The sequence below is a fragment of the Pseudomonas sp. SL4(2022) genome (assembly GCF_026625725.1).
Classification (GTDB): Bacteria; Pseudomonadota; Gammaproteobacteria; order Pseudomonadales; family Pseudomonadaceae; genus Aquipseudomonas.
This window is the reverse complement of record NZ_CP113060.1, coordinates 4,100,272-4,122,832: the sequence shown is the minus strand read 5'-3', so window position 1 is coordinate 4,122,832 and position 22,561 is coordinate 4,100,272. Positions and strand designations below refer to the sequence as shown.

Below are 22,561 nucleotides of genomic sequence, written 5' to 3'. Positions count from 1 at the left end.
ACCTACGCAGTCGGTACGGGCACCAAAGTGAGGAAGCTTGCAATAAGGTGGCGTCCATATACGGACAGTCACTTGCCTACAAAATTTGGACGATTCACTCCTTTGGTCAGGTGGTAGGCAGGTAGCCTCACTATCACCTAGTATCAAAACACTTCCTGCATTTTAGGATCGTCCATGCTCAAGCTGATGGCTGCTCTGTGGCTAACTCTAGGTATGGTGCAGTGCGCCGTGGCTGAACAGACCCTGCGTATCCTCGCCTGGGAGGGTTATGTCAGCGCCGAGGACCTGGTGGCTATTAACCGCAGCCTGGCCGAGCATGGGCTCGCAGTGAAAGCTGAAGTCATCGCCCCCTACGCCGAAGGCCCTGAACAGATGTTCATGCTGCTGCGCGCCGGCAGAGCCGACCTGAGTTTCCTTACCCTCAACTACCTGAAAATGCAGCAAGGCCGAATGACTGGCTTGTTGCAGGCAATCGACTCCACGCGCTTGAGCCGTTTCAAACAGCTATTGCCGCAACTGGCTCATCTGGACATGGGGATGGATGGCGAGCGCCTACTTTACGTGCCCTTCGGCGGGGGTACTTACGGCATCTGGGCAAATATGCAAAAACTCAGCAAGGACGAATTGCCAAGGCACCTGAGCGATCTGTTGCAGCCACGCTGGAAGGGTAAGCTGGCGCTCACCAGCGGCCAGGTGCAGCCCAACATCGCCATGGCCTTTCTCGCTCTGGGTGAGTCGCCCTTTCTGCTGCACGACCTGATGCGCAGCGGTAAACGCAAAGACGCCAAGCTGTTTGCTGCAGCGGACAGCCCAGCGCAAGATTTCCTTGATCGCCTGTATGCACAGGTCGACGAATTTTGGGTAAGCGCTCCGCAGTTTCGCGACGAGCAGTTGTTAGTCGCCAGCTACGGCCCAGAAATAGCAGCCCAGCGCGCACGTGGTGAGGACTGGCAGCGGGTAGAGTTTGCCGAAGGCGATACTGCCTGGTTGGACACCATGAATATTGCCAAAGGCGTCAGTGGTGAAAAGCTGCGGGCCGCCTATCTGGTGATAGACCACTTTCTCTCCGAGGAGGTGCAGCACCGAGTGGTAACGGAGCTGAACATGGTGGCGGTGGTCTCCAGTGTGGATAACCCGATGCTTAACGCCAATCCCGAGCTTTTTAGCGCAGAACGCTTATGGCCTGCCTATGACCGAACCGCAAATAACCTGATGCTAAAGATGTCCATGCAGGCCATGCAGGCGCGTTCGCCAGCCCAATGAACGATATGGCCTTACGTTTATTCAGTTCGCGAGCAGGGGGGCTTACGCCAATCTGCTACATCATGACGTTGAGGAAAAAACAAAAACCCGCCTAAGCGGTTTTTCAAGACCATTCCAGCATCCTGTCGATAGCCATCCTGGCTATGGTCGATCATCCGTGATCCTGAGCGCGTCCTGCGCTTCAGTTGATGTGATTAGATGAGGTTCTACGGCTATGGTCACAGAGAGGGGATCGCTGCCAGCGTGTGTAAGCCTGTGCCTGAAAGTAGGCTTTTTGATTATGTAAATTGGGTGTTGACCCACGTTGGCCATTTGACTAAATCTGCAGTTCATCTTCTTAGCTAGTTGCCTTAATCGGGGGTGCAGATGGGCTGCCCGCAGGTATGCAGTGGTGCGACATTGCAGTGCAGTTTTGGCGTTGCCCCGAGTGTGTTGAACGTGTTGCCGATGAACCGCACACTGACGACAGGCATGCCGGCGGCGAATATCATGGATCACATCCCTCTGGTGAACATCATGCCCTTTGGCATGTGCCAGAGTTTGGCCAATCCGATGGTGGCGGCTGCCACTGCAGCGGCACTTGGGGTGCTGACTCCCATGCCTTGTATACCGGCTACGGCAACGCCCTGGATACCTGGTGCGCCGACCATGTTGCTGGGCAATATGCCTTCGTTGGATGCCAACTGCTCGCTGATGTGCAACTGGGCCGGGGTGATCAAGATAGTCATGCCCGGTCAGATGCAGATGCTGATTCCCTAGTAAACCGTTGGAAAACGTTAGCGAGGCAGCGACGCCAACGCAGATGGCCTTTCGCCTATTAGGTCTCGGCCGATTCGTTCCATCGCCTCCACCACCAGCGTAGTCGCGAGATGGGCTTACCTTCTGCGTCCAGTGGGCGGCCGTCTTCGGCGAAGCCCTGGCCTTCGTCCATTGGTTTGCCGTTGAGGTAGCGACTGCGATGCGATAACTGGCCGTTGCCATGGAAGCGCTGATAAAGACCGTCACGCACGCCGTCACGGTAGTGTTCAAGTTCGGCCAGGCGGCCATCGGGGTAATAGCTACTGGCCTCTCCATGGATCAATCCCTGGCGGTAGGCGACCTTGCGCTGTAGCCAGCCTTCGGCGGCAAAGTATTGAGCCACGCCATGCAAGCGCCCGTCGGCGTAGGGCAGGTGTGCAGACACCTGGCCGTTGGGGTGGTAGAGGATGCTGGGGCCGTGTAGCACACCATTGGCGTAGCCAAGCTGGGCCTGCGGGCGGCCAGCTTCCTGGATGCGCACCGGGCCATCGAGGGCACCGTCCTGCAATTTACCCTGGAGGCGGCTGTCACCCCGGGTGAGGTCGAGATTACCGTTGGCCATGGGCGCCTCAGTTGACCTTCACCAGGCCGCCCTTGATGGTCAGCATGCCGCCGCCATCCACGGTCTGTTCGGCGGCGGCCTTGTTGGTGAGGCTGACGCCGGCGTCGTTGGTCAAGGTGGTGCCGGCTTTGTTGTCCAGGGAGGTGCCGGCCTGGTTGGTGAGCGAGGTGCCTGCCTTGTCGGTGAGTGCCATGCCGGCCTGGGTGGTGAGGTTCTTGTCGCTCTTGGCGGTGAGGTCGCCACTGCTCTGCAGGGTGAGGGTGCCAGTTACCTTGATGGTGAGGTTGCCGTCCACGGTCAGCTCGTAGTTGCCGCTGACGGTGTGGCTGTAGTTGCCGCCGGTGCTGTGGGTCTGGTCGGCACCGACGCTGACGGTGCGGCTGTCCTTCACGTCGAGGGTGTCGCTGCCGGTCTGGATGGTCACCGTGCGCTTGCCCTTTTCCAGGGTGATGGTTTCGTCGCCTTCCTTTACCGTACGGGTGCGGGCGTTCTGCACCGTGAGGGTTTCGTCGTGGCCGATGGTCGCGGTGCTGTCGTTGAGCACGTTGATCTTCATGTCCTTCTGCGCCTGGAGGAAGACTTCCTCGGCGTCTTTCTTGTCCTCGAAGCGCAGCTCGTTGAAGCCGCCACCGCCCTTCGAGGAGTTGGTCTTGATGCCAGACTGGGTCTGGTTGTCCGGCAGGGCGTAGGGCAGGGTGTTGTCGCCGTTGTAGACGCAGCCGGTGACCAGCGGGCGATCCGGGTCGCCGTCGATGAAGCTGACGATCACCTCCTGGCCAATGCGTGGGATGAACTGCATGCCGAAGCCCTTGCCGCTCCAGGGCAGCACCACGCGCACCCAGCAGGACGAGGTTTCGTCGTTCTTGCCGTCGCGGTCCCAGGGGAACTGGATCTTGATGCGGCCGTACTGGTCAGTCCAGATTTCCTCGCCGGATTTGCCCACCACCTGTGCGGTCTGGGTGTGCATGCGCGGCTTTGGCGTAAGCCGGGGCGGGCGGTAGGCGGTGGCCTTGGGGATAGCCTCGAAGCGGTTGCGGTAGTGTTCGTGGCTGGCGTCATGGGTGACGGCGGTCACCACCCAGTCGATATTGAGGCTGGCGTCGTCATGCCCGGTGAGGGTGAACCAGTGACCGGGCACCAGCCAGCGGCAGTCGCTCTCGCCGATAAGGCGCTTCTCCTGGCTGCGCAGCCCGTCCACGCGCTGCTTGGTCAACGCATCGCCGCGCGCCTTGGCGATATAGCCGCCCGGGTGCTCGTACATCGACAGCGGCCCAGCCACGGCTTCGGCATTGCTGTAGAGCGAGGTGGTGGGAGTGGTGAAGGCGTAGTCCGTGGCGCTGTACACTCCGCTCACTGCCTGCACGCTGTACTGCGCCGAGCGGATGCCATGCAGCTCGCGCTGGCCGATGCTTTGGCCAAGGTAGGGCACCTTCGGCCCGTTGGGGATCTGCACGAAAGCATCGCTGCTGTCGCCCAGTACCAGGGTGTGCTTGCCGTCCTCGTGGGTGAAGAACCAGAAGATGCCTTCCTCCTCCAGCAGCCGCGAAACGAAGGCGAAGTCGGTTTCGCCGTACTGCACGCAATACTCGCGCGGCGAGTAGCTGCCGGAGAGCGACAGCTTGAAGTCGGTGAAGCCATGGGCCTTGAAGAGGGTGGTGACGATGTCGCTGGTGGAAAGGTTCTGAAACACCCGGTTATTGCTGGCCAGCGTCAGCCACCAGAGCCAGGGGCGCAGCACCACTTGATAGCGGTCGGCCGTGGCATCGGCGGGGAGCTGGCGGATCTCTGCGACTAGGGCGTCGAGGGGGCGCTGGTTGGCGTCGTTGTGCAGGGTAGCGGTGATATGCGTGGCCACGGCACTGCTCAACGTCAGCGCGGTGGCGCTGTCACCATTGAGGGTCAGGCTGCCCAGCTCGTTCAACGCCTCGTCCCCGGAAAGCGTCTGGGGGTAGAGATCCGTCAGAGCGGAGGCGCTGAGGGAGAGGCTGGTATTGGTGTCGGTGGGGCGGGGCATTAGAACCTCATGGGCCAATCGTTAAGCGTGGAGCGTCATTAGTAAGCCTTCCCTACAGTTTCTATTCTCAATATATTCAAAGATTAATTTGCATCCAGACGGGAAAGTGGTCACCTTTTTTTGAGTTATAAACGCCGACAGAATTCACGTCCCCGTAACCATTCTGAGGGAGATTGTATAGCCAGAAGCCGTCAAGAGTTCCTCCAGACATTTGCGAGCCACCAGCCAACTCCCACGAACCTATATTCTTCTCTCGTCCAGCTGCCTTATTGAAGTCACCACCAGCTATCACCGGATTGTTACCAGCGAGATTGACTATCTCATCAAGTAAACATCCAGCGACTTTGTCCCAGTCATTTCCTGATGGCGACCAAGCATGTATAGAACAAAGGTATATCGTCATTCCGGCTCGTGGAATTGTCGTATAAAGAACTCCGCGGCCATCTCCTGTCGGATGGGGTATGGTGCCAGAAATAGTTGCGCCTAGACCCTGCTTCAATACTATTGATGTTGCGCCCTGGTACCCGCCATGCCAGCGCATCCTGGATCCTTCATAGTGAACCTTGTTTTCACCGCGCCCAGAGTTACCCACGTAGTCGTAAATATTACCAATGGCATCTCCTCTTTCTGCAGACTCTTGAAGAAAAACAACATCAGCCCCGTCGCGCTGGATTAGTTGCTCCACTATTGAGTTTGCCCCAGTGCCGCCCTGCATATTCCATGTTACGCACTTTAGCAATTATTCCCTCCTCTGCCCGCAGCGCTTTAGCGCTTGAGGCTATAGCTTTTTATTGGGTGAATCGATTAACCCTTTCATTTGGCAGGCGTTTTATTTGATGTTGGTTTTAGGGTGCCTGGTTTTATTTTTTATATTTCAATAGGTGCATTTACATAAAGTCATCCTCATCTGATTTTGGATTCAATGACTCCCCAGTTATTCTTTTGTAAACCTCACTGGCAAAGCTTTGGCAGTCTGCCTGATCGTAGTAGGGCCTGGCTTTCTTTGCATCTGAAAATGCAGTGAAAACGGTTTGTGTGTTTATTTTTTTGTCGGAGATCATTTTTTCGAATAATACGGTTTTGTCATGCTTTCCTGTGATTGCTGCATCTAGCTGAAGTGTGTCTGAGCCGTTTGTTCGTGATATTCTTATATTTGTTGAGTTCTCTAGGAGGATCATTAGCTCATGATGAACTCCCGTTGTGTAGGAGTCGCCCCTTAGTTGAATTTTTTTTACTGGCACATGCTTTATTGCGTAATAGCGCGATTGCTTAGCCTTAAAAAGCGTTGAGTTCTTTTCGCGCCTGCTACCTATATCTGAGAAATCGAAGGCATCGTCCATTTTCTCTCCTGCTATAAGAGTTGCTTATAAATTTGCACTCTTAGCTTCTTGTAGTTGGGGAGATTTCTTGAGTTTTAAGTTTACGGATTTTAATTTGCGTAAAAATGTATTTTTGCTCCGTTGTCTGAGTTTGCATAATATCCGCAATAAGTGACTGTTGTACCTCTTGTTACACATTGCCCTGTTTGTGGGTCTATAAAAATCCTGCTCTCGAAGCCTGTGTGCCATCCATTGCTTATGTATACGGTGTGCACGCTGCTTGGCCAATCGAGCATTGAAAAATACTGACTTATGGCGAGATAATCTTGCTGTGATCCAATATAGGTAGAGCTTCTTAATATGGTGGGCATTTTTATTCCTTATATTCCTGTACGGGCTCATTAAAGAATAGAACTCACTCCAACACCCACTCCGCCAACTTCCCCGTCACCTGCGCCATCAACACGTTCTCGATATCCCGCGCGCCTGCCGCGCTGCACTTGGCGAGCACGGCCTTGACGATGGCGGGGTCGAAGTCGAATTGTTTGCCGGTGGCGGCCTTGTAGCGTTCCCGCAGTTTTTCCAGCTTGGCCAGGACGATGCCTTCCAGCGTCGCTTCGTCTAGCGGGCGGTAGGGCACGACGGTCATGCGGGCGAGGAAGGCGGGGCGGAAGGCTTGGAGCAGCACCTTGCGCAGGCGTTCGTTGAAGGCATCGCTGCCGAGCTGGTCGGTGGGGGTGTCCAGCACCAGTTCGGCGCCGACGTTGCTGGTGGCGAGCATCACGGTGTTCTTGAAGTCCACCACCAGGCCGGTGCCGTCTTCCATCACGCCCTTGTCGAAGACGTTGTAGAAGGCTTCCAGCACATCGGGGTGGGCTTTTTCGATCTCGTCCAGCAGCACCACGGAGTAGGGGCGGCGGCGCACGGCTTCGGTGAGCACGCCGCCGGTGCCGTAGCCGACGTAGCCGGGCGGGGCGCCCTTGAGCTGGCTGACGGTGTGGGCCTCCTGGTACTCGGAGAGGTTGATGCTGATCAGGTTGCGTTCACCGCCGTAGAGGGCGTCGGCCAGGGCGTAGGCGGTTTCGGTCTTGCCGACGCCGGTGGGGCCGACCAGCAGGAACACGCCCACCGGCTTGGCCGGGTCGGTAAGGCCGGCGCGGTAGGCCTGGATGCGCTGGGCGATGGTACCCAGCGCGCTGTTCTGGCCCATGACCCGTTGGCCCAGGCGCTGGCCGAGGGTACGCACGGCGTAGGCTTCGTCGGCGAGCATTTTGCCTATGGGGATGCCGGTCCAGCCGGCGATCACGGCGGCCACGGTGCGTGAGTCCACCTGTTCGGGCACCAGTGGGTCGTCCTGGCGGATGGCGTCGAGGCCGGCTTCCAGGCGTGCCAGTTCGGCGGCCAGGTAGTCGCTACGCTCATCGAGGGCTTCGTCGGGCTGGCGGGTGTCGGCGTTTTCGCTCAGGGCGAGCAGTTCGCGGCGGGCTTCCAGGAGTTCGCGCACGGCTTCGCGTTCTTCACCCCAGCGGGTTTCCAGTTCGCGAATGGCGCTGCGGTTGCTGACGGATTCCAGCTCCAGGGCGGTGATGCGCTCGCGGTGGTCGAGGCCGGTGGTCTGTTCGCGGCGCAGGCGTTGCAGTTCTTCGGCCACTGCCACTTCGCGGTGGCGCAGGCTTTCCAGCGGTGGCGGTACGTCATGCTGGCCGAGGGAGACGCGGGCGCAGGCGGTGTCGAGCACGCTGATGGCCTTGTCCGGCAACTGGCGGCCGGAGATGTAGCGGTGGGAGAGTTTGACCGCGTCCTGAATAGCGCTGTCGAGCACCTGCACGCCATGATGCTGTTCCAGCTTGGCGGCGACGCCGCGTAGCATCTCCACGGCGGTGGCCTCGTCGGGTTCTTCCACTTGCACCAGTTGGAAGCGGCGAGCAAGAGCCGGATCTTTCTCGAAGTACTTCTTGTATTCCAGCCAGGTGGTGGCGGCGAGGGTGCGCAGTTCACCACGGGCTAGAGCCGGCTTGAGCAAATTGGCGGCGTCGCTGCCACCTTCGCTGCCCCCCGCTCCTATAAGGGTATGGGCCTCGTCGATGAACAGGATGATTGGCTGCTCGCTATTGCGTACGGCGTCGATCACGCCCTTGAGGCGCTGCTCGAACTCCCCCTTGACCCCGGCACCGGCTTGCAATAGACCCAGGTCGAGCACCCGCAGGATCACATTCTGCAAGGGCGGTGGCACGTCGCCGGCGGCGATGCGCAGGGCCAGGCCTTCGACCACAGCTGTTTTGCCGACACCGGGGGCGCCCACCAGGATCGGGTTGTTCTGCCGACGGCGCAGGAGAATGTCGATGCTCTGGCGGATCTCGCCGTCTCGCCCGACGATGGGATCGATGCGCCCGGCGCGGGCGTCAGCGGTTAGATCCTGGGTGTACTGGTCGAGCACGCTGTCCTGCGCGGCTTCCTGTACGGGGCGGACCTTGCTTGCTGGGCCGGGGCCACCGCTGTATTCGCGTGAGGCTTGCGTCCATTCCAGCAGATTGGCGCGCAGGGCTTCGCGGGGGATGCGCAGCAGCGAAGAGGCGCTGTTGAGCAGCAGGCTACGGCGTTCGTCGCGATCGAGCAGGGCGAGCAGCAACAGGCCGGAGCGGATGCTCGTCTGGCCCTGCACACTGGCCTGCACCACGGCGTCTTCGAGCAGGCCGATGGTCTGGGCAGAGAGGGCAGGGGTCCGGGTGCTGCCGGCCTTGAACAGTTCCAGGGCGCGGTTGATTTCGGTGGCCAGGCTGTCGCGTTCCAGGCCGAAGCGCGGCAGCAGCCAGGCGAAGTCACCGCCTTCTATGTCGAGTAGTTCAAGCAGCAGGTGCTCGATTTCCACGTAATGGTGACTGCGTTGCAGGCAACGCTGGGCGGCGCGTTCAAGCGCGCGGCGGCTGTCTGCATTGAGGCGACCGATCAGCCCGGCGAGTTCCATCAGACCGTCTCCTTATGCCGCAGGCGGGTGTCGATACGTTGTAGGGTGGTCGCTCCCGCGTACTGCAGGTTGCTACTCCAGCGCAGGCGCGGCGGTTGTTGCCGATCCAGGCGTAAGGGCTTGCCGGGGCGTACCAGCAGGCGCAGGTGGCAGTCGGTATCCGGGCCGAGATAGAAACTGGCCAGATCAGCCAGGCGTTCATGCTGTTCGCCACCAGGCAGATAGGCCTGGGCTTGTTCGGCTGTCAGTGGGCCAAGCGTGAGGCGAATACCGGCATGTTCATCCCAGACTCGGGTGCCGGCGATGGCGTTGCGGCCCAGGCCAAGGTTGCGCCCACCGCGTTGCAGGCGGCTGCGGCTGGCCGGTGGAATCTCGCGCCAGGCGCCTTGGTAGGCGTCGTAGTTCACCGTGACGCCGAACTGATGACGGACCAGCACGGCGAAGCCGGCCAGGGAACGACGTGGGCCATTAAACAGGCCGGAGCGGGTGGTGATGGCAGCGTCGGGTAATGCCATGCGCCCTTGCAAGCTGCGTGGAAGCAGGCCGCTGAGTGCCAACAGCAGTTGTTGTGCCGGGGCCTGTTGCGGACGCTGAAAACCCAGTGCTAGGCGGTGCCGACCGAGCACCCGATAGAGCTGGGCGAGCAGGCGATTGTGGAACAGGTCAAGGAAGTCTGCCGGGGCGTGATCTTTGAGGCGTGCACGCTGTTGCAGCCACTCTTGATAGGCATAGGGCAGCGGGCCATCGGGGCCGCCCAGGCCAAAGACGGCGGTGCTCAATGTGGGTGGCTGGCCGGGAACGTCCTCCAGGCGCACGACCTGACTGGGTGCGAACGTGGGGGTCAATGGTCCACGCAAGCGTACGGCTTCTTGCTCGGGGCTGCTGCCTTGGCCCAGAGGCGTGGCATTGGGTTTCTCGCGCTCCAGCAGCAGCAGGGCCTGGAGAAATTCGAAGGCCTGAGGTGCCTCGCGTAGGCGCTTGCTCAGAGGTGCAGGGGCTTGCCGGCCTGGGGCTGCCATGTCCGCACCTCCTTGTCGTGATCCACCAGCACCGTACGTACGAAACGGTTGGGCGTGGCGTAAAGGGAGAAAAATTGCGCCAGAACGGCGGAGAACAGCACGGCGCTGCTGCCGGCAAAATGCTCTGCATCCAGGCGGATGCGTACTTCCAGGCCATTGCGCCAGCCGCGCCAGGCGTCATCACCAACGCGCGCTACCACGCGCTCACTGGTCAACTCCACCAGGCCTTCCACTTGGCGCCGAGGCCCGGCTTCGTCGCGCAGGTTGTGCAGGTGCAACAGTTCGCGCAGGGCATCGAGGGCATCGGGACCTTCGACCAACGAGAGATGGTTGAGGCTCAGTTGCGAAACCAGGCGCCAGCGCGAAGGGCCGGACAGCCATGGCAGGCTTTGCGCGGTGGGCGTGTTCAGCAGGCTGGCCTGCGCGACCGGGCCAGGACGCTCGAAACCCAGGCGGGTGCCGGCTGGCAGGTTTTCGGCCAGATGCCGACTGGTGCATAGCAACTCGGCGGTGAGGCTGTATTCGGGGGCGTCCTGCCGTGGGTCGAAGGCTGTGTCCACCAAACTCAGCAACAGATCGCTGCCAGGCTGCGTGGGGTTGAGTCCCTGTACCCGGCGAGCGTGCCAGTAGAAGCCTTCAGCGCCATGGTTATGCCCGTAATAGGCTGGGACATGGCGCACGCCCTGAGGTGTAGCCGCACGCATGCTGCGAATGCTGTAGATCTCCACGCTTCTTTCGCGGTGGGCGTCGGCCACTAGGCGGTATTCGCTACGTGTTCCATCCGGGCGCAAGGGCTCTGAGGTACGTGGGAACAAGTTGATGGCCGGGGTGCAGCCCAGGCGCAGTTCACTGGCTTGCAGGTGAGGTCGGCCAGTGGGGGCGCGGTCGAAGGCAATCACCAGTTGGCAAGTATGGCCGCCGTCTGTCGGTGGCAGCAGTGGCAGGTCGAAGAAGGCGAATTTGTCGGGGAAAGCGAAATACTCTGCCAGCAAACGCAAGCCGGGGTGTTGGCCATCCTCATCAGGCAGCAAGGCCTGGTCGTCGGCGAAGCCCACTGGCGCGGCGGTGCCGGATACGCGGCACAGTGGTTTACCGGCTACACCACTCCATAGCCCGAGGCAGTGGGCCGCGAGCAGGTCGTAGAGGATGGCGTTGGTCATGGGGGACGCCGCCAGGTGCACGCGCAGGCTGCGTACCGGCAATTGTGCCCAGTCGAGCTCGCCCAGGCATTCCAGGGTCAGGCGCAGGGCCGAGCGGGCCAGCGGGTGGCCACTGAAAGCCACCGCCGCATCGCCATCGAGCAAGGTGGCTTCACTGATACGCAGCGGCCAGAGGTCGACCTGTGCACTGGTGCGCCAGTGCACGCTGGCCTGATCGGGCGTGGTGACGAACAGCGGGGTATCGCGTGGCAGGCTGTAGCCCTCGGCAAGATTGCCTTGGGTCGGATCGGGCTCAAACTGCACGATGGCGCAGGAGGGAAGGGGACGCAGAACCAGAGGGTAGAGCTGTTCCAGCAGCGCGTCGCTGAATTCGGCGTAGTCATCATCGAGTCGGCGGTGCAGTCGCGCGGTCAACAGGGCGAAGCCCTCCAGCAAACGCTCGACGTGTGGATCGGGGCATTCTCCGGGTGACAGTTCCAGGCGCCGGGCCACTTTGGGGTGGCGCTGAGCGAAGCCTGCGCCGGCATGGCGCAGCCAGGTCAGTTCGCGTTGGTAATAGTCGAGCAGTTCGGCATCGATCGAATCACTCATGGCGGACTTCCATGCCGTCCTCGCCCGGGCTGAGGAGAAACAAGGCCGGCCAGGTGCGTTGTCCGCTGCGCAGTTTTCCAGTCAGGCGAATGGACAAGCGCTGAGGTTGGCCAGGCAGGGGCTCAACGTCGATGTTGCTGAGTTGCAAGCGCGGCTCGAAGTGGTGCACGGCGGCACGTACCTCGCGCAACAGAAGACGCCGATCTTCGGCGCGCAAGGCTTGCAGGGCGGCCCAGTCACCAATGCCGTAATCGAGTAGTGTCAGTGGTTGACCCGCAACACGCTGCGGACGACGGGTATTGAGCAAGCGCATCAACTCCTGGCAAACGGATTCGGCCAAGACCTTGTGGTCAAAGATCGGCGCCTCATCCGCCTGGGCGGAGAGACGCTCGAGAAGGGGCGCACGCACAGCGTGACCCTCTTACTTGACAAGCTTGTTGGCTGCCAGATCCCAGGTAGACGCAGCAGTACCTTCCTTGGTGCCATCGTCCTTCTGCGCGGTAAGCTCCCATTTGATCTTGGTGAAATTCAGCGACAGGGTTTCCACCGGCTTGCCGCCGGCTCCGCCGCTGACGCTGACGTTGGAGAGCACCACGTTGTCGAGGGTATAGACGATAAATGGCAGCAGCTTGCCGTCGCTTTCGGAGGCGTTGCGGCCGATGGTGATGGTGGCTTTCGTGATGGGTTTACCGGCGCAGCAGTATTCGTTGAGCGAGGGGGTCGAGGTATCGACAAATTTGGTGACGGTGAACTCGCCGATATGTGGTTTACCCGAGGTACGTTCTGAGTTACTCACATCGTTGGTGACCTGCATGGCCACGTTGTGGCTGTAAGACATCAATTCGATCTTGTCGGTGTAGCCCTCAAGCAGGCTGTCGCCTTTAATGTCGTCACCAAAGTCGAGAATAATGGCATCCATCGCGGAAAACTCCTGAGTCTAAAAACTGAAATAAGCATCTGTGCTAAGACCTCCGCCGGCATACCGGCGGAGGTTAATGACTAGGCGGCTGCCGGCGGTGGTAAGGTTGCAACCAGGCGGATCGAGGCAGTCAGTTCTTCCAATTGGAAGTGAGGTCGCAGGAATACTGTGGCGCGGTAAACGCCCGGTTTTCCCGCGACTTCTGAGACATCCACACGTGCTTCACGCAGCGGGTACTGAGCCTTGATCTCCTGAGGTGCGTTGTCATTGATCAACACATAATCAGCGATCCAGTTATTGAGGTAGGTCTGCACGTTGTCACGCGTCATGAAGCTGCCTATCTTGTCGCGCATGATCACCTTGAGGTAATGGGCGAAGCGTGAGGCTGCTAGCACGTAGGGCAGCATTGCCGAGATGCGTGCGTTGGCGTTGGCTTCGTTGGTGTTGTAAAGCCTGGCCTTGTTTGTGGTCTGGCCGCCGAAGAAAACCGCAATATCGGTGTTCTTTTTGTGGCACAAGGAAATAAAGCCCAAGTCGTTGAGCTCCTTTTCACGGCGGTCAGTGATGGCGACTTCGGTCGGGCACTTAAGCGACAGATCCCCTGACAGGGTTCGGAACGTGTGTGCTGGTAAGCCTTCAACTGCGCCACCGCCTTCAGCACCACGAATTGCAGCACACCAACCATACTTGGCGAATGCATTGGTGATACGGATCGCCATCAGCCAAGCGGCATTTCCCCACAGGTACTTGGAATGGTCAGTGCCATTGACGTCCTCCACGTAGTCCATGCCTTCAACTGGTTTGGTATCCGGGCCATATGGCAAGCGAAGCAAGAAATTTGGCAATATCAGGGATACATAGCGTGAGTCTTCACTTTCACGGAAGCTGCGCCATTTGATCAGTTCTAGGCTCTCGAAAATCTTGCTTAGGTCACGTGGCACAGCTAATTCAGTGAAGCTGTTCATGTCGAACAGTTTTGGGCTTGCGGCAGCGATAAATGGCGCATGAGCTGCAGCGGCGACATTGGAGAGTTTCTCAAGAAGCGCCACGTCTTGTGGGTGCCGACCGAAGTTATAGTCACCTACCAAAAGACTGAACGGGTGCCCGCCAAACGTGCCGTATTCCTCTTCATAAATTTTCTTGAAGAGCGCGCTTTGGTCGAACTCAACAGCTTTTTCCAGGTCGTTCTGCAGCTCTTTTTGGGTGACGTTCAGCAAGCGCAATTTCAGGCGAGTACTGGTTTCGGTCTTGTCGACCAGCATGTGCAACCCACGCCATGTGGCTTCGAGTTTTTGCATCTCTGGGTGGTGCAAAACTTCATTGAGTTGGTCGCTGATTAGCTTATCTATCTTACTGATTCGATCATTAATCATCGCCACAGTGTCCTTATCGACGGCCATGCCTTCATCAAGGACCTGTGTAGCAAATTCAGCCAGCATGTCGCGCGCATAGCCTTGTTGGCTTTCATCGTGAGCCATCCGGCCATCCGCGATGATGCGGTCAAGCAAACTCAGGGTTTGAGTCGAGCTTTCGCTGGAAGCACCTGTTTGTGTTGCCATTACGTTATCTCCGGAAGGTGGTGGATTTTAGGCCTGCGGTTCTGTCGGAGTATCCGCGTCTGGGGCAGCAGCAGTTGCTGGCTCCGGCTCAGATTTTGGAGCTGCATTGGCACTGCTTGGGGTGCTGTCAGCTGAAGCCGATTGAGCTTCAGGTCGTGTCGCTTTGATTTCTTGTAAGCCTTGGGTGTTACTCACAACGTCTTGAAGGAGTTTGTCGAGATCGTCGTTTCCATCGAGCTTGGTGAGCAAATCACGCAGCCGTTGGCGAGCCTCATAAAGACGGCGCAGTGGGGTGATTTGCTTGACGATGTTGACAGGGTCGAAATCGTCAACGTGCCTGAAATTCAACTCGATGTTGAGTTTGCTGCCATCACCCGTGATCGTGTTCTCCACCTGCAAGGTGCTGCGTGGCGAAATAGAAGCGAGTACTTCATTGAAGTTATCGCGATCGATCTCGGTAAAACGACGGTCAATGAGCTTGGGAAGGGGCTGTTCGGGCTTTCCCGAAAGGTCTGCAAGAATTCCGACAACGAGAGGCAGTTCTTTCTTCTCGATAGCGCTGCCAATCTCAACGTCATAGGTGATTTGAACTCGTGGAGGACGAATCCGATCCAGCTTGTGCTGCGTACTTTCTGCCATGTTGTTCGAACTCCGGGACAGTACCTGGAGCGCAATGCAACGGACAAACTCCGTGTTCGCACTCCCTTGCAGGACCACGAAAGATACGGGGCAGTTTTAGCAGCGTGCCCGTCCTTGGCGATCCATCCGCGCTCGTCGTGACAACGAACTTTCATAGACGCTAGATCAGGTCTATAAATTTGCAAATGCGAATTTTTGTGAGGATGCGATGACACAAGGACGTTTGACACCAACGCTACTGGCGCTTCTGTTCGGCTTGATGGTGCTGCTGGGTGGCTGCTCTTTTTGGTCGGAGAGAGTGGGCCTCAGTAGCCTCACATTAGACGTTGCTGAGCGTGCCAATAACGACACGCCAATCGCCGTCGATTTTGTTGCCATACGAGACCCTGCTTTGCTTAAGCTGCTTTCAGGCATCACCGCGAGCCAATGGTTTTCAGAGCGTGAACAGTACCAACGCGATTACCGGCAGCTATTCTCAGTCTGGAGTCTAGAGCTTGTGCCGGGACAGTTTCGTGATGTTCGGGAATTCCCTTTTTCAGGGAATAAGGCTTCTGGACTTTTAGTGTTTGCCGGCTATAACACTCCAGGTGCGCACCGTTTGCGCCTCAATGAGTCGGGTAGAGTCTGGCTTCGTTTCGACAGCAGGGAGATGCGACTTCTGACTGATCAGAATCGCTAGATTGGACCGGATAAGATCTTGCTTTTTAAACATCGGACGTTGAGGGGAGTAGGATGAAGGTATTGCCGGACGCAGTTTGCTGGCATGAGGGAATGCAGTTATTACCTCAACATTTTCAGTTACAAGCTTTGCGGTCCGAGATGTTGGCGGCACATTTCGCTCAAACCACTAATCCTTGGTTCTGGGGCGTAAGCCAACTTGATGTTGACCCCGTCGCGCTCTGTGCCGGCTTGGTGCGTATACAGTCTGTTGATGCGATTTTGCCTGACGGGCTGCCTGTGAGGCTGGAACCCGGTAGCGGGACTAAGCTTGAGTTAGACATCACTGCATCCGTTGCCACTTCGGAGGGTTATACCGTCACTGTATACCTGGCCGTTAGCCCGCTGACGCGAAGTGGTCAGATACTTCCATTGCAAGGGCGTTTGCGATCTGTTGTCGGTGAGGCGATGCCTGATCTTGCCAGCGGGGAGCACCCGGAACCTCTTACTGTGTGGCACCCAAATCTGCGCCTGGTGCCAGAAACAGAGCGTGCCGATTCTGTCTGCCTGCCTCTCTTAAAAATCAGTAAGGAAGGTGGAGGGTTTGTTCGCCAGCCTTACACGCCACCGTGCCCGCTTGTGCTTCCTGAATCTTTGATTGGACAGGAGATTTCAGAGCTTTGCGCGCGCGGACGAGAGAAATGTATTTTCCTGGCAGGGCGCCTGCGTCAGGCGCAGCTGGCGGATAACTCTGACGATGTCGAGGAAATTCGCCGCCAACTTGCCGCTCTTTGGGCTCGTCTTCCAGAGGTGGAAGCGCTGCTAAATTCGAGAGTCGCTCCGCCTCTTGGTCTCCACGGCTTACTGGCCGGTATGGCCGGATCCTGGAGTGCACTTGATTTAGCCAACGGCGTGCCGGCATTTGCCCCCCTTGATTTTCTTGAATTAAAACGAGGCTTCGACGAGATCATTCAATGGCTTGTTCAGATACTCGACAATGTCCGTGTTGGTTATCGTTGCCTGCCCTTTATCGCCATAAACCAAGGCTTTTCGATTCACTTACCTGACACGGCCACAAGACGACAGCGTTTGGTGATTGGGCTACGAATGTCCGCAGGGTTTGGTCAACAAGCCGCACAAGAATGGTTAGGGCACGCTGTGATTGCGTCTGAAAATCACATTGCGACGCTGAGCCGGCAACGAATGTCGGGGCTTCCTCATCAACCCATGAGCCGCAAAGAGCAAGTCTCTTATGGCCTCGGAGAGGACACCCATTTATTTGTTATCCAAGCTTGGGGCGAGTGGTTTGATCCTGAGATACCATTCTGCTTAGTCGTGTCTGCACAAGCAGGAGTGGTTGCACCCTGGCAGGTCGTTCTTTTTACAGATAGCTCAGATTGACTCTCCTAGTCAGCCAAGGATGCTTAGATGTCAGCAAGGAGCATGAACCTTTATCCCTCTTCTTTCGGTGAAGCGCCTTTAAGTCTTGCGTTTCGCCAAGCGTGGTTGACGTGGTGCGATGCGCGCGAGTCGATAAAAGAAAGTGCGACAGATGAAGCGAAGTTGGTCGAGCTGACCGCTGAGCTCGCGACACGCACGGTTCGTCATCTTTGGCGTGACGCCTTTGCCAGCGTCGGGGCTTCCGCGCCCGGCCAAGTCAAAGCCATGGTCTATGCCTTTGTTGCATTGCTTGATGAACGCTTACTGTTCGACGATTGGCAAGGTCGCGGTGTTTGGCAGTCAAGGCCTTTGGAGGCCCGGCTGTATGGTTCGCGTAGTGCTGGAGAGCGCGTACCAAAAGCCATTCATGAATTGCTTAAAAATCGTTCACCCAGTACCCGCGATCTTGCCAACGTTTACTTGCAGTGTTTGTTGTTGGGTTTTTATGGGGCTTTACGAAGTGAGCGTGGTCGGGCGCTGCATGCTCGCTGGCTTCAAGCCTTATTTACCTTGGCCTGGCAACATGAACCAAGTATGTCTGGGGTCATTACCAGTTTGGAAGGTCCGGCCATTACACCGCCGATGCGTTTGCCATTTAGACGTGCATTGCCTGACGGCCTAAGACTGATGCTCGGCGTTATGGGCTTGGTGCTGTTGTTGACGCTTGCTGGCCATGTGTTATGGCTTGATATTGGCTCTGAGCTTGACCCGGCACTTTATTTGTTCAATGCCCCACAGACCGAGAATTCGCTCGAATGAGTGCAGTATCGATTGGTCTCTACGTACTCGGCGCATTGCTGATAATTGTCTTGTTAATTGCGTTGTTCTGGTGGCTGCGCACCCAGTCAGGTACTGCAATTCGTAGTTTTTATGCGGCTGTGCGCAAAATGGAGCATGACCACGGTATCGAATCCCGTTACCAGGTTCCGTGGTTGATGTTGCTGGGAGATCCTCGTGAGTGCACTCAGCTTTGTGCGGATTGGCAGCTGTCCCCAGTAGGTCGTTCATCCTGGTTTGGACGATGGTGGGCTGATCCTGACGGCGCTGTATTGGTGGTGCCACAAAGCATCTTTCTCCCCCACGACAACAACACGGCACCGACATTCGTCTGGCGCAGATTGCTGGGCATTTTGCAGCGGTTGCGTGGTCAGCGCCCGCTAGATGGCGTGATATGGGTTATCCCCCTTGCTCAGCTCCAAGATGAAGAGCAACTGGCCGCGGATGTTTTGGTCATGCGCCGCCGCTTTGCTGAGATGTTGCAACGCTTAGGGCTAAGCCTGCCTGTTTATGTGATTGTCAGCGGCCTTGAAGCCCTACCTGGGTTTCAGGAGTTGCTGAGTGTTTTGCCAGAAGATAGCCATGATCAGGCGTTTGGTTGGTCATCACCATATGCACTCGATGCCAATTGGCAAAGCTACTGGCTGGATGATGCAGCGGATCAGTTGGTCCAGGCCACGCAAGCGGCTGTTTTAGAGTCTGCTGCTCTACGTGGCGAGTTGAATGAGGATCTGTACCGCTTACCGGACCAATTGATCGACCTCAAGAACAGCCTACGCATGCTGTTAGAACCCATTTTCCAGGGTAATGCTCAAGGTGAGGCACCACGCTTACGTGGCATCTATCTCAGTGGAGCGCGTGCAACTCTAGAGGATGACCCGCTAAGCGCTGTCGACCAGAGCGGGCTTCGTGGCGTATTTACCCGTCAGCTATGGATCGAGCGTTTTCAAGCTGAACAAGGGTTAGCTCAAGCTGTGCCGCGTATTCTGCAGTTACGTCAGCGATGGCAGAAGACAGTGGCGCTCAGTGCAATAGTTGTAGGCATCGGATGGGGTGTGGCGATGCTTTGGGTCTGGCAAGAAAGGCTTGCCGATGCACGTGTGCTCAGTCGCTTGTTACAAGAGACCCATGCGACGCACCAAAGCATCAGTACTGTCTCCAGTGAGCGCAATCAGGCCTACACACGACACAACGTTCAAAGCTTCTGGTTGCTATTGCAACAAGCACCGCGCTGGCATTACGCATCGCTTGTATACCCTACTTCGTGGGGCACTTCTATTGATGATCAGCTTGATCGGTTACTCAGCGCCATGGCGAAACGGTCAGTTGTTACGCCGCTCAGGCAACTTCAAGTCGATGAATTGAGTCGTGTTGAGGCCATTCGTATTACCGACCGTCGTTCGAATGTTGAAGGTGCAATACCCGATCAATGGCCAAGTTTTGTGAAAGCACGCATGCTGGTAAACAGCGTGATGAAATTAGAGCGAGAGAACCGTCTTCTTAACAGCTTGTTACTTGGTCAACAGGGCGTGGTGGAGCCGCTGGCTCAATTGGGTAACGATTCATTGGGGCTGAACCTGGACCCCACCAGCTTAAGAAACAGGGCCTTTTACGACCGTACACTGCGTGACCTTAGCTCATCGAACTTGGCTCCACCTGATCTGGAGTCGATGCGTGTAGAGATTGCCGATCAATTTCAGGGGTTGATGAAGTATTGGTTAGCGCAATATTTTCTGGCCGATAACTTTGTTAAACCTGCTGGCTACCTAAAACGCTACCTAAGTGATATGGAGGGTGGCCGAGATATCACGCTAAATCGACTCGAAGAGATTAATGCCTATATCGCTTATCTCGAAGATTTGATTGTGCTAACCAACTCTGCATGGAGTCACGGTAACAATGATGAACTGACGCCTGGTTACCGTGCACTTATGGAGGATGTACGGCAAAGCAGCCTGTTAGGCCCTGCAACGGCGGACGCGTTGGATCAGCAAGCTAAAAAATTACGGCAAGACTTTCATACTCAGTGGATTGAGCACACTGCAAGTCGAGGAAGCTTGCTGCAACGCCAAGCTGGCGGCACTTTAATGTTACAAGAGTCAATCAGCGATCTATCACGCAGCATTGATTCTCTGCTCAAGCGTGATTTTGCTCTTGTCGCGCTTCGTGATCCTGAAGCCTTACTCAGGCGAGGTTCGCCCATTGTCATGACTGAACAGCGAATCGCTCAGGCATTGGCTTATCAACAAAGCTATCGCGATTACGTTGCTAAAGAGTTAGCTCTTATATCCCCCGACTATCGCGCTGGAATGCTTAAGGCGGCCGGAGATACTGCGGCTCTGGCTATTTGGTCGGCGCTCACACGTTCATCTGAACGGACATACGACGCGGGTATGCATGACACCAGCGCATTCGGTGAGCAAGCCATGTACGTCATTCAAGGGCTAACTGAGTTGGGTCGAAGTGACCTGTCGAGTGACATACAAATGCAGTTGACACTGCAGGCCATGGCCAATGTTGAATCGGCACTGAGTTCAATTGACTCGCTTGCGCTCTTTAAGCAACGAGTTGAAGTTTCAGACTGGAATGGGAGTCCAAACCTAGGCCTGCAATTGTATCGTGCAACAGATGTCCAAGATTTGAAGTCATTTTTGGATAGTCAGTTTGTTGCGGTGAGTAATAGCAGCGACGCTGTAGTGCAAGAGTTGAATTGGCTGCGCAGTCAACGCAATCTTCCATTGGCCATCCAGGATAAGGTTGCGCGGCTGGCTTCTATCCAGGAAGAGATGGTTAAGTATAAATCTCAGAATCCTGCCAGCGCGCCAGCGCTGTTTTCGCAATTGGTCACGCGTGACCTGATTGATATTGATCTGAGCAGTTGTAATCAAGTGCTGTCGACTGCCAGCTTGCCACAAGGCGAGGGTGATTTTTCCCGCTATGCCAACGGCTTGCTTAACCAGACGCTGGCACGCTGCCATGAATTGCAATTGCAGAGTGCTTTTGAATCTTGGGACACGCTGACGAGTTATTTCAACCAGTACCTGGCAGGGCGTTTTCCTTTCGCCTACTCCTTAGAAAGCTCCGATGCAGATCCTGCCCGTGTTAAGCATCTTTTGGAACTGATCGACACCCATGTGGAGTCGGCTGAAAAAGGGCTGCAATTGGTTCCCGCCAATAACCGTCTTGCGGCACAAGACTTCCTTTCAAGGATGAAGCAGGCCAGAAGTTGGCTGGGGCCTTTACTCATCCGTGATAAGTCGGGCGTTCTCGGGGTTGAACTAGAGGTTCGTTGGCGAACGGATAGGGAAGAGGAGCGAGGCGCTGATCAAGTTATTGCGTGGACCATTCGCGGCGCAAGCCAGAAGCTTGGCCATCCCGGTGACTCTGGAGAACGATTGCGTTGGCTAGTGGGAGATCCTTTGCAGTTGGCTCTCCGGTGGGCGCGTGACAGCAACCAGCGCCCGGCTAGTGATCCGCTGCAGCCGAGCATGGCTGTGAATGAACTCGAGGCTGGCTGGGAGTATCAGGGGGCCTGGTCACTATTACGCCTGCTGCGAACCCATGTGATCCCACAACGCCTACCGAATATGGATTACACCGATTTTCCCTTGACCTTGCAGGTGCCTGTAAGGGGAACGTTGGATGCGAATGAGTCTGCGCAAATGTTTATGCGTCTTTCGCTCTTGAGCCAAGGAAGTAAGCTGCCTCTTGCGATACAGCCGCTACCGGTTGTGGCACCCAGTTCGCCTTTTACAAACAGCCACTTTTCTAGCGGTGCGGTATTGCCATGACAGCTTTTTCCGTTGAGCCATTTTTACAGCCTATTGCAGGCGAGGCTGATTGTGGGCCCAGTTTGCGTTACGAAAGTGAATGGGATCGTTTACGAGAGCTTCGCAGAGAGGATGACGCGAGTTTGCCCACGGGTGTCTGGCAGAGTGATCTTAAGCGCGCCGATTGGGCTGAACTTGAAAAGCTTGCCGGGGCTTTACTGAAGGATCGCAGTAAAGACTTGATGATTGCAGTTTGGCTCGGAGAAGCGTGGATACAGCGTTATAAGCTGGCAGGTCTGGCCTCTGCGCTTGAATTGATTATTGAGTTATGCGCGCGCTATCCCGATACGCTGCATCCACAGCCTGTGGAAGGGGATCGGTCATGGCGTGTTTTCCCTTTGGAGTGGATGACGCGTCAATACAGCAGTAGCTTGATGACTGAGGTTCCATTATTCGGCATTGAGGCCGCTGAGTTTGATTCTGTGACCCTGCACGATTGGCTGCAATTACATCAACGTCAGGTACAGGTTACGGAGAGCAAGCAGGACAAAGCCGCTGCGGAGAAGGCTCGCGCAGACTATCGCAAGCTTCATGCAGCTCTTAAGCAAACCACTGCAACTCGCTTCGTTGAGGCATACACAGCTATACAAGCTTCTCTGGCGGCATTGGAACGATTAGATCGATGGTGCAACGATTGGCTGGCGGACCTGGCACCCAGCCTTGGACCATTGCGTCAAACATTGGAAACTGTCCGCACGCAGATGGAGGAGTTTGTTCCCATGGCAGACCAAGGCTTATCCCCAAATCTGAGTGCCGATGCTGATGTGACGGAAGCTGATTCGAATGGTGTTAGCGTTTCGGTGGTTGTTAATGGCGGCCCCCTCAACCGTGAGCAGGCCTACCGGCAGCTTTCGCTAATTGCTGATTTCCTGGCGCGTACTGAGCCTCACAGTCCGGTTCCTTACGTAATTCGCCGCGCTGTTGAATGGGGTAACCAACCGCTGGGTGATCTGCTGGATGAGCTGATCAGTGCCGATGCTGAGTCACGGCGGTTATGGAAGCTGCTTGGGGTTCTGAAATAGTCTCACGCCCGGTTGAATGCTCAGTAG

Annotated in this window: 18 protein-coding genes; 7 read left to right on the top strand and 11 right to left on the bottom strand. The window is 56.8% G+C overall.

Annotated elements, in window-relative coordinates; genetic code table 11:
* Positions 1 to 174 precede the first annotated feature (174 nt).
* Positions 175 to 1,263 (top strand): ABC transporter substrate-binding protein, encoded by a 1,089-nt coding sequence (locus tag OU997_RS19465; RefSeq protein WP_267808153.1) that lies wholly within the window; start codon positions 175 to 177, stop codon positions 1,261 to 1,263.
* Between the two features lie 366 nt (positions 1,264 to 1,629).
* Complete coding sequence (locus OU997_RS19460) at positions 1,630 to 2,022, top strand: DUF4280 domain-containing protein (RefSeq protein WP_108486361.1); 393 nt, start codon at positions 1,630 to 1,632, stop codon at positions 2,020 to 2,022.
* Between the two features lie 58 nt (positions 2,023 to 2,080).
* Here the strand turns inward: OU997_RS19460 and OU997_RS19455 are convergent, their stop codons facing one another.
* From OU997_RS19455 to tssB, 11 genes are all read right to left on the bottom strand, one after another.
* A complete protein-coding gene (locus tag OU997_RS19455; protein ID WP_108486359.1) occupies positions 2,081 to 2,623 on the bottom strand; it encodes a toxin-antitoxin system YwqK family antitoxin in 543 nt (180 codons plus the stop codon).
* Positions 2,624 to 2,630: 7 nt separating this feature from the next.
* Positions 2,631 to 4,637: a type VI secretion system tip protein VgrG gene (gene tssI / locus OU997_RS19450; RefSeq protein ID WP_267808150.1), complete on the bottom strand. Its 2,007-nt coding sequence runs from the start codon at positions 4,635 to 4,637 to the stop codon at positions 2,631 to 2,633.
* 76 nt (positions 4,638 to 4,713) lie between these two features.
* On the bottom strand, positions 4,714 to 5,376 hold the full coding sequence (locus tag OU997_RS19445; RefSeq protein ID WP_267808148.1) for an endonuclease/exonuclease/phosphatase family protein: 663 nt from the start codon (positions 5,374 to 5,376) through the stop codon (positions 4,714 to 4,716).
* 148 nt (positions 5,377 to 5,524) lie between these two features.
* Entirely contained in the window at positions 5,525 to 5,977 is a 453-nt protein-coding gene (locus OU997_RS19440; RefSeq protein WP_108489770.1) for a hypothetical protein, read from the bottom strand.
* A 394-nt stretch (positions 5,978 to 6,371) separates the two neighbouring features.
* On the bottom strand, positions 6,372 to 8,921 hold the full coding sequence (gene tssH, locus OU997_RS19435) for a type VI secretion system ATPase TssH (RefSeq protein ID WP_267808146.1): 2,550 nt from the start codon (positions 8,919 to 8,921) through the stop codon (positions 6,372 to 6,374).
* The gene (gene tssG, locus OU997_RS19430; RefSeq protein WP_267808144.1) at positions 8,921 to 9,940 is read right to left on the bottom strand and encodes a type VI secretion system baseplate subunit TssG; all 1,020 of its coding nucleotides are present in this window, start codon (positions 9,938 to 9,940) and stop codon (positions 8,921 to 8,923) included. Before tssG ends, tssH begins: the two co-directional genes overlap by 1 nt.
* Positions 9,904 to 11,691 carry a type VI secretion system baseplate subunit TssF gene (gene tssF, locus OU997_RS19425; RefSeq protein WP_267808143.1) on the bottom strand — a complete coding sequence of 596 codons (1,788 nt, stop codon included), beginning with the start codon at positions 11,689 to 11,691 and terminating at the stop codon, positions 9,904 to 9,906. Before tssF ends, tssG begins: the two co-directional genes overlap by 37 nt.
* Positions 11,684 to 12,100, bottom strand: a complete 417-nt coding sequence (gene tssE / locus OU997_RS19420) for a type VI secretion system baseplate subunit TssE (protein ID WP_267808142.1) — start codon at positions 12,098 to 12,100, stop codon at positions 11,684 to 11,686. Before tssE ends, tssF begins: the two co-directional genes overlap by 8 nt.
* Positions 12,101 to 12,112: 12 nt before the next feature.
* Positions 12,113 to 12,610: an Hcp family type VI secretion system effector gene (locus OU997_RS19415; protein WP_108487540.1), complete on the bottom strand. Its 498-nt coding sequence runs from the start codon at positions 12,608 to 12,610 to the stop codon at positions 12,113 to 12,115.
* Between the two features lie 80 nt (positions 12,611 to 12,690).
* Positions 12,691 to 14,169 carry a type VI secretion system contractile sheath large subunit gene (gene tssC, locus OU997_RS19410; RefSeq protein WP_267808138.1) on the bottom strand — a complete coding sequence of 493 codons (1,479 nt, stop codon included), beginning with the start codon at positions 14,167 to 14,169 and terminating at the stop codon, positions 12,691 to 12,693.
* A 27-nt stretch (positions 14,170 to 14,196) separates the two neighbouring features.
* Positions 14,197 to 14,808: a type VI secretion system contractile sheath small subunit gene (gene tssB / locus OU997_RS19405; protein ID WP_267808136.1), complete on the bottom strand. Its 612-nt coding sequence runs from the start codon at positions 14,806 to 14,808 to the stop codon at positions 14,197 to 14,199.
* A gap of 208 nt (positions 14,809 to 15,016) precedes the next feature.
* Between tssB and OU997_RS19400 the strand changes: the two genes are divergently transcribed.
* From OU997_RS19400 to tssA, 5 genes are read left to right on the top strand one after another with little or no spacing between them, the layout of a single operon-like run.
* Positions 15,017 to 15,487 carry a type VI secretion protein gene (locus OU997_RS19400; protein WP_267808134.1) on the top strand — a complete coding sequence of 157 codons (471 nt, stop codon included), beginning with the start codon at positions 15,017 to 15,019 and terminating at the stop codon, positions 15,485 to 15,487.
* 53 nt (positions 15,488 to 15,540) lie between these two features.
* Positions 15,541 to 16,866, top strand: coding sequence for a type VI secretion system baseplate subunit TssK (gene tssK / locus OU997_RS19395; protein WP_267808132.1), 1,326 nt, complete (start codon positions 15,541 to 15,543; stop codon positions 16,864 to 16,866).
* Positions 16,867 to 16,893: 27 nt separating this feature from the next.
* Entirely contained in the window at positions 16,894 to 17,664 is a 771-nt protein-coding gene (locus tag OU997_RS19390; RefSeq protein ID WP_420713215.1) for a DotU family type IV/VI secretion system protein, read from the top strand.
* A complete protein-coding gene (locus OU997_RS19385; protein WP_267808130.1) occupies positions 17,661 to 21,473 on the top strand; it encodes a type VI secretion system protein in 3,813 nt (1,270 codons plus the stop codon). Before OU997_RS19390 ends, OU997_RS19385 begins: the two co-directional genes overlap by 4 nt.
* Positions 21,470 to 22,534, top strand: a complete 1,065-nt coding sequence (gene tssA / locus OU997_RS19380) for a type VI secretion system protein TssA (protein WP_267808129.1) — start codon at positions 21,470 to 21,472, stop codon at positions 22,532 to 22,534. The genes OU997_RS19385 and tssA overlap by 4 nt, the downstream gene beginning before the upstream one ends.
* Positions 22,535 to 22,561 lie beyond the last annotated feature (27 nt).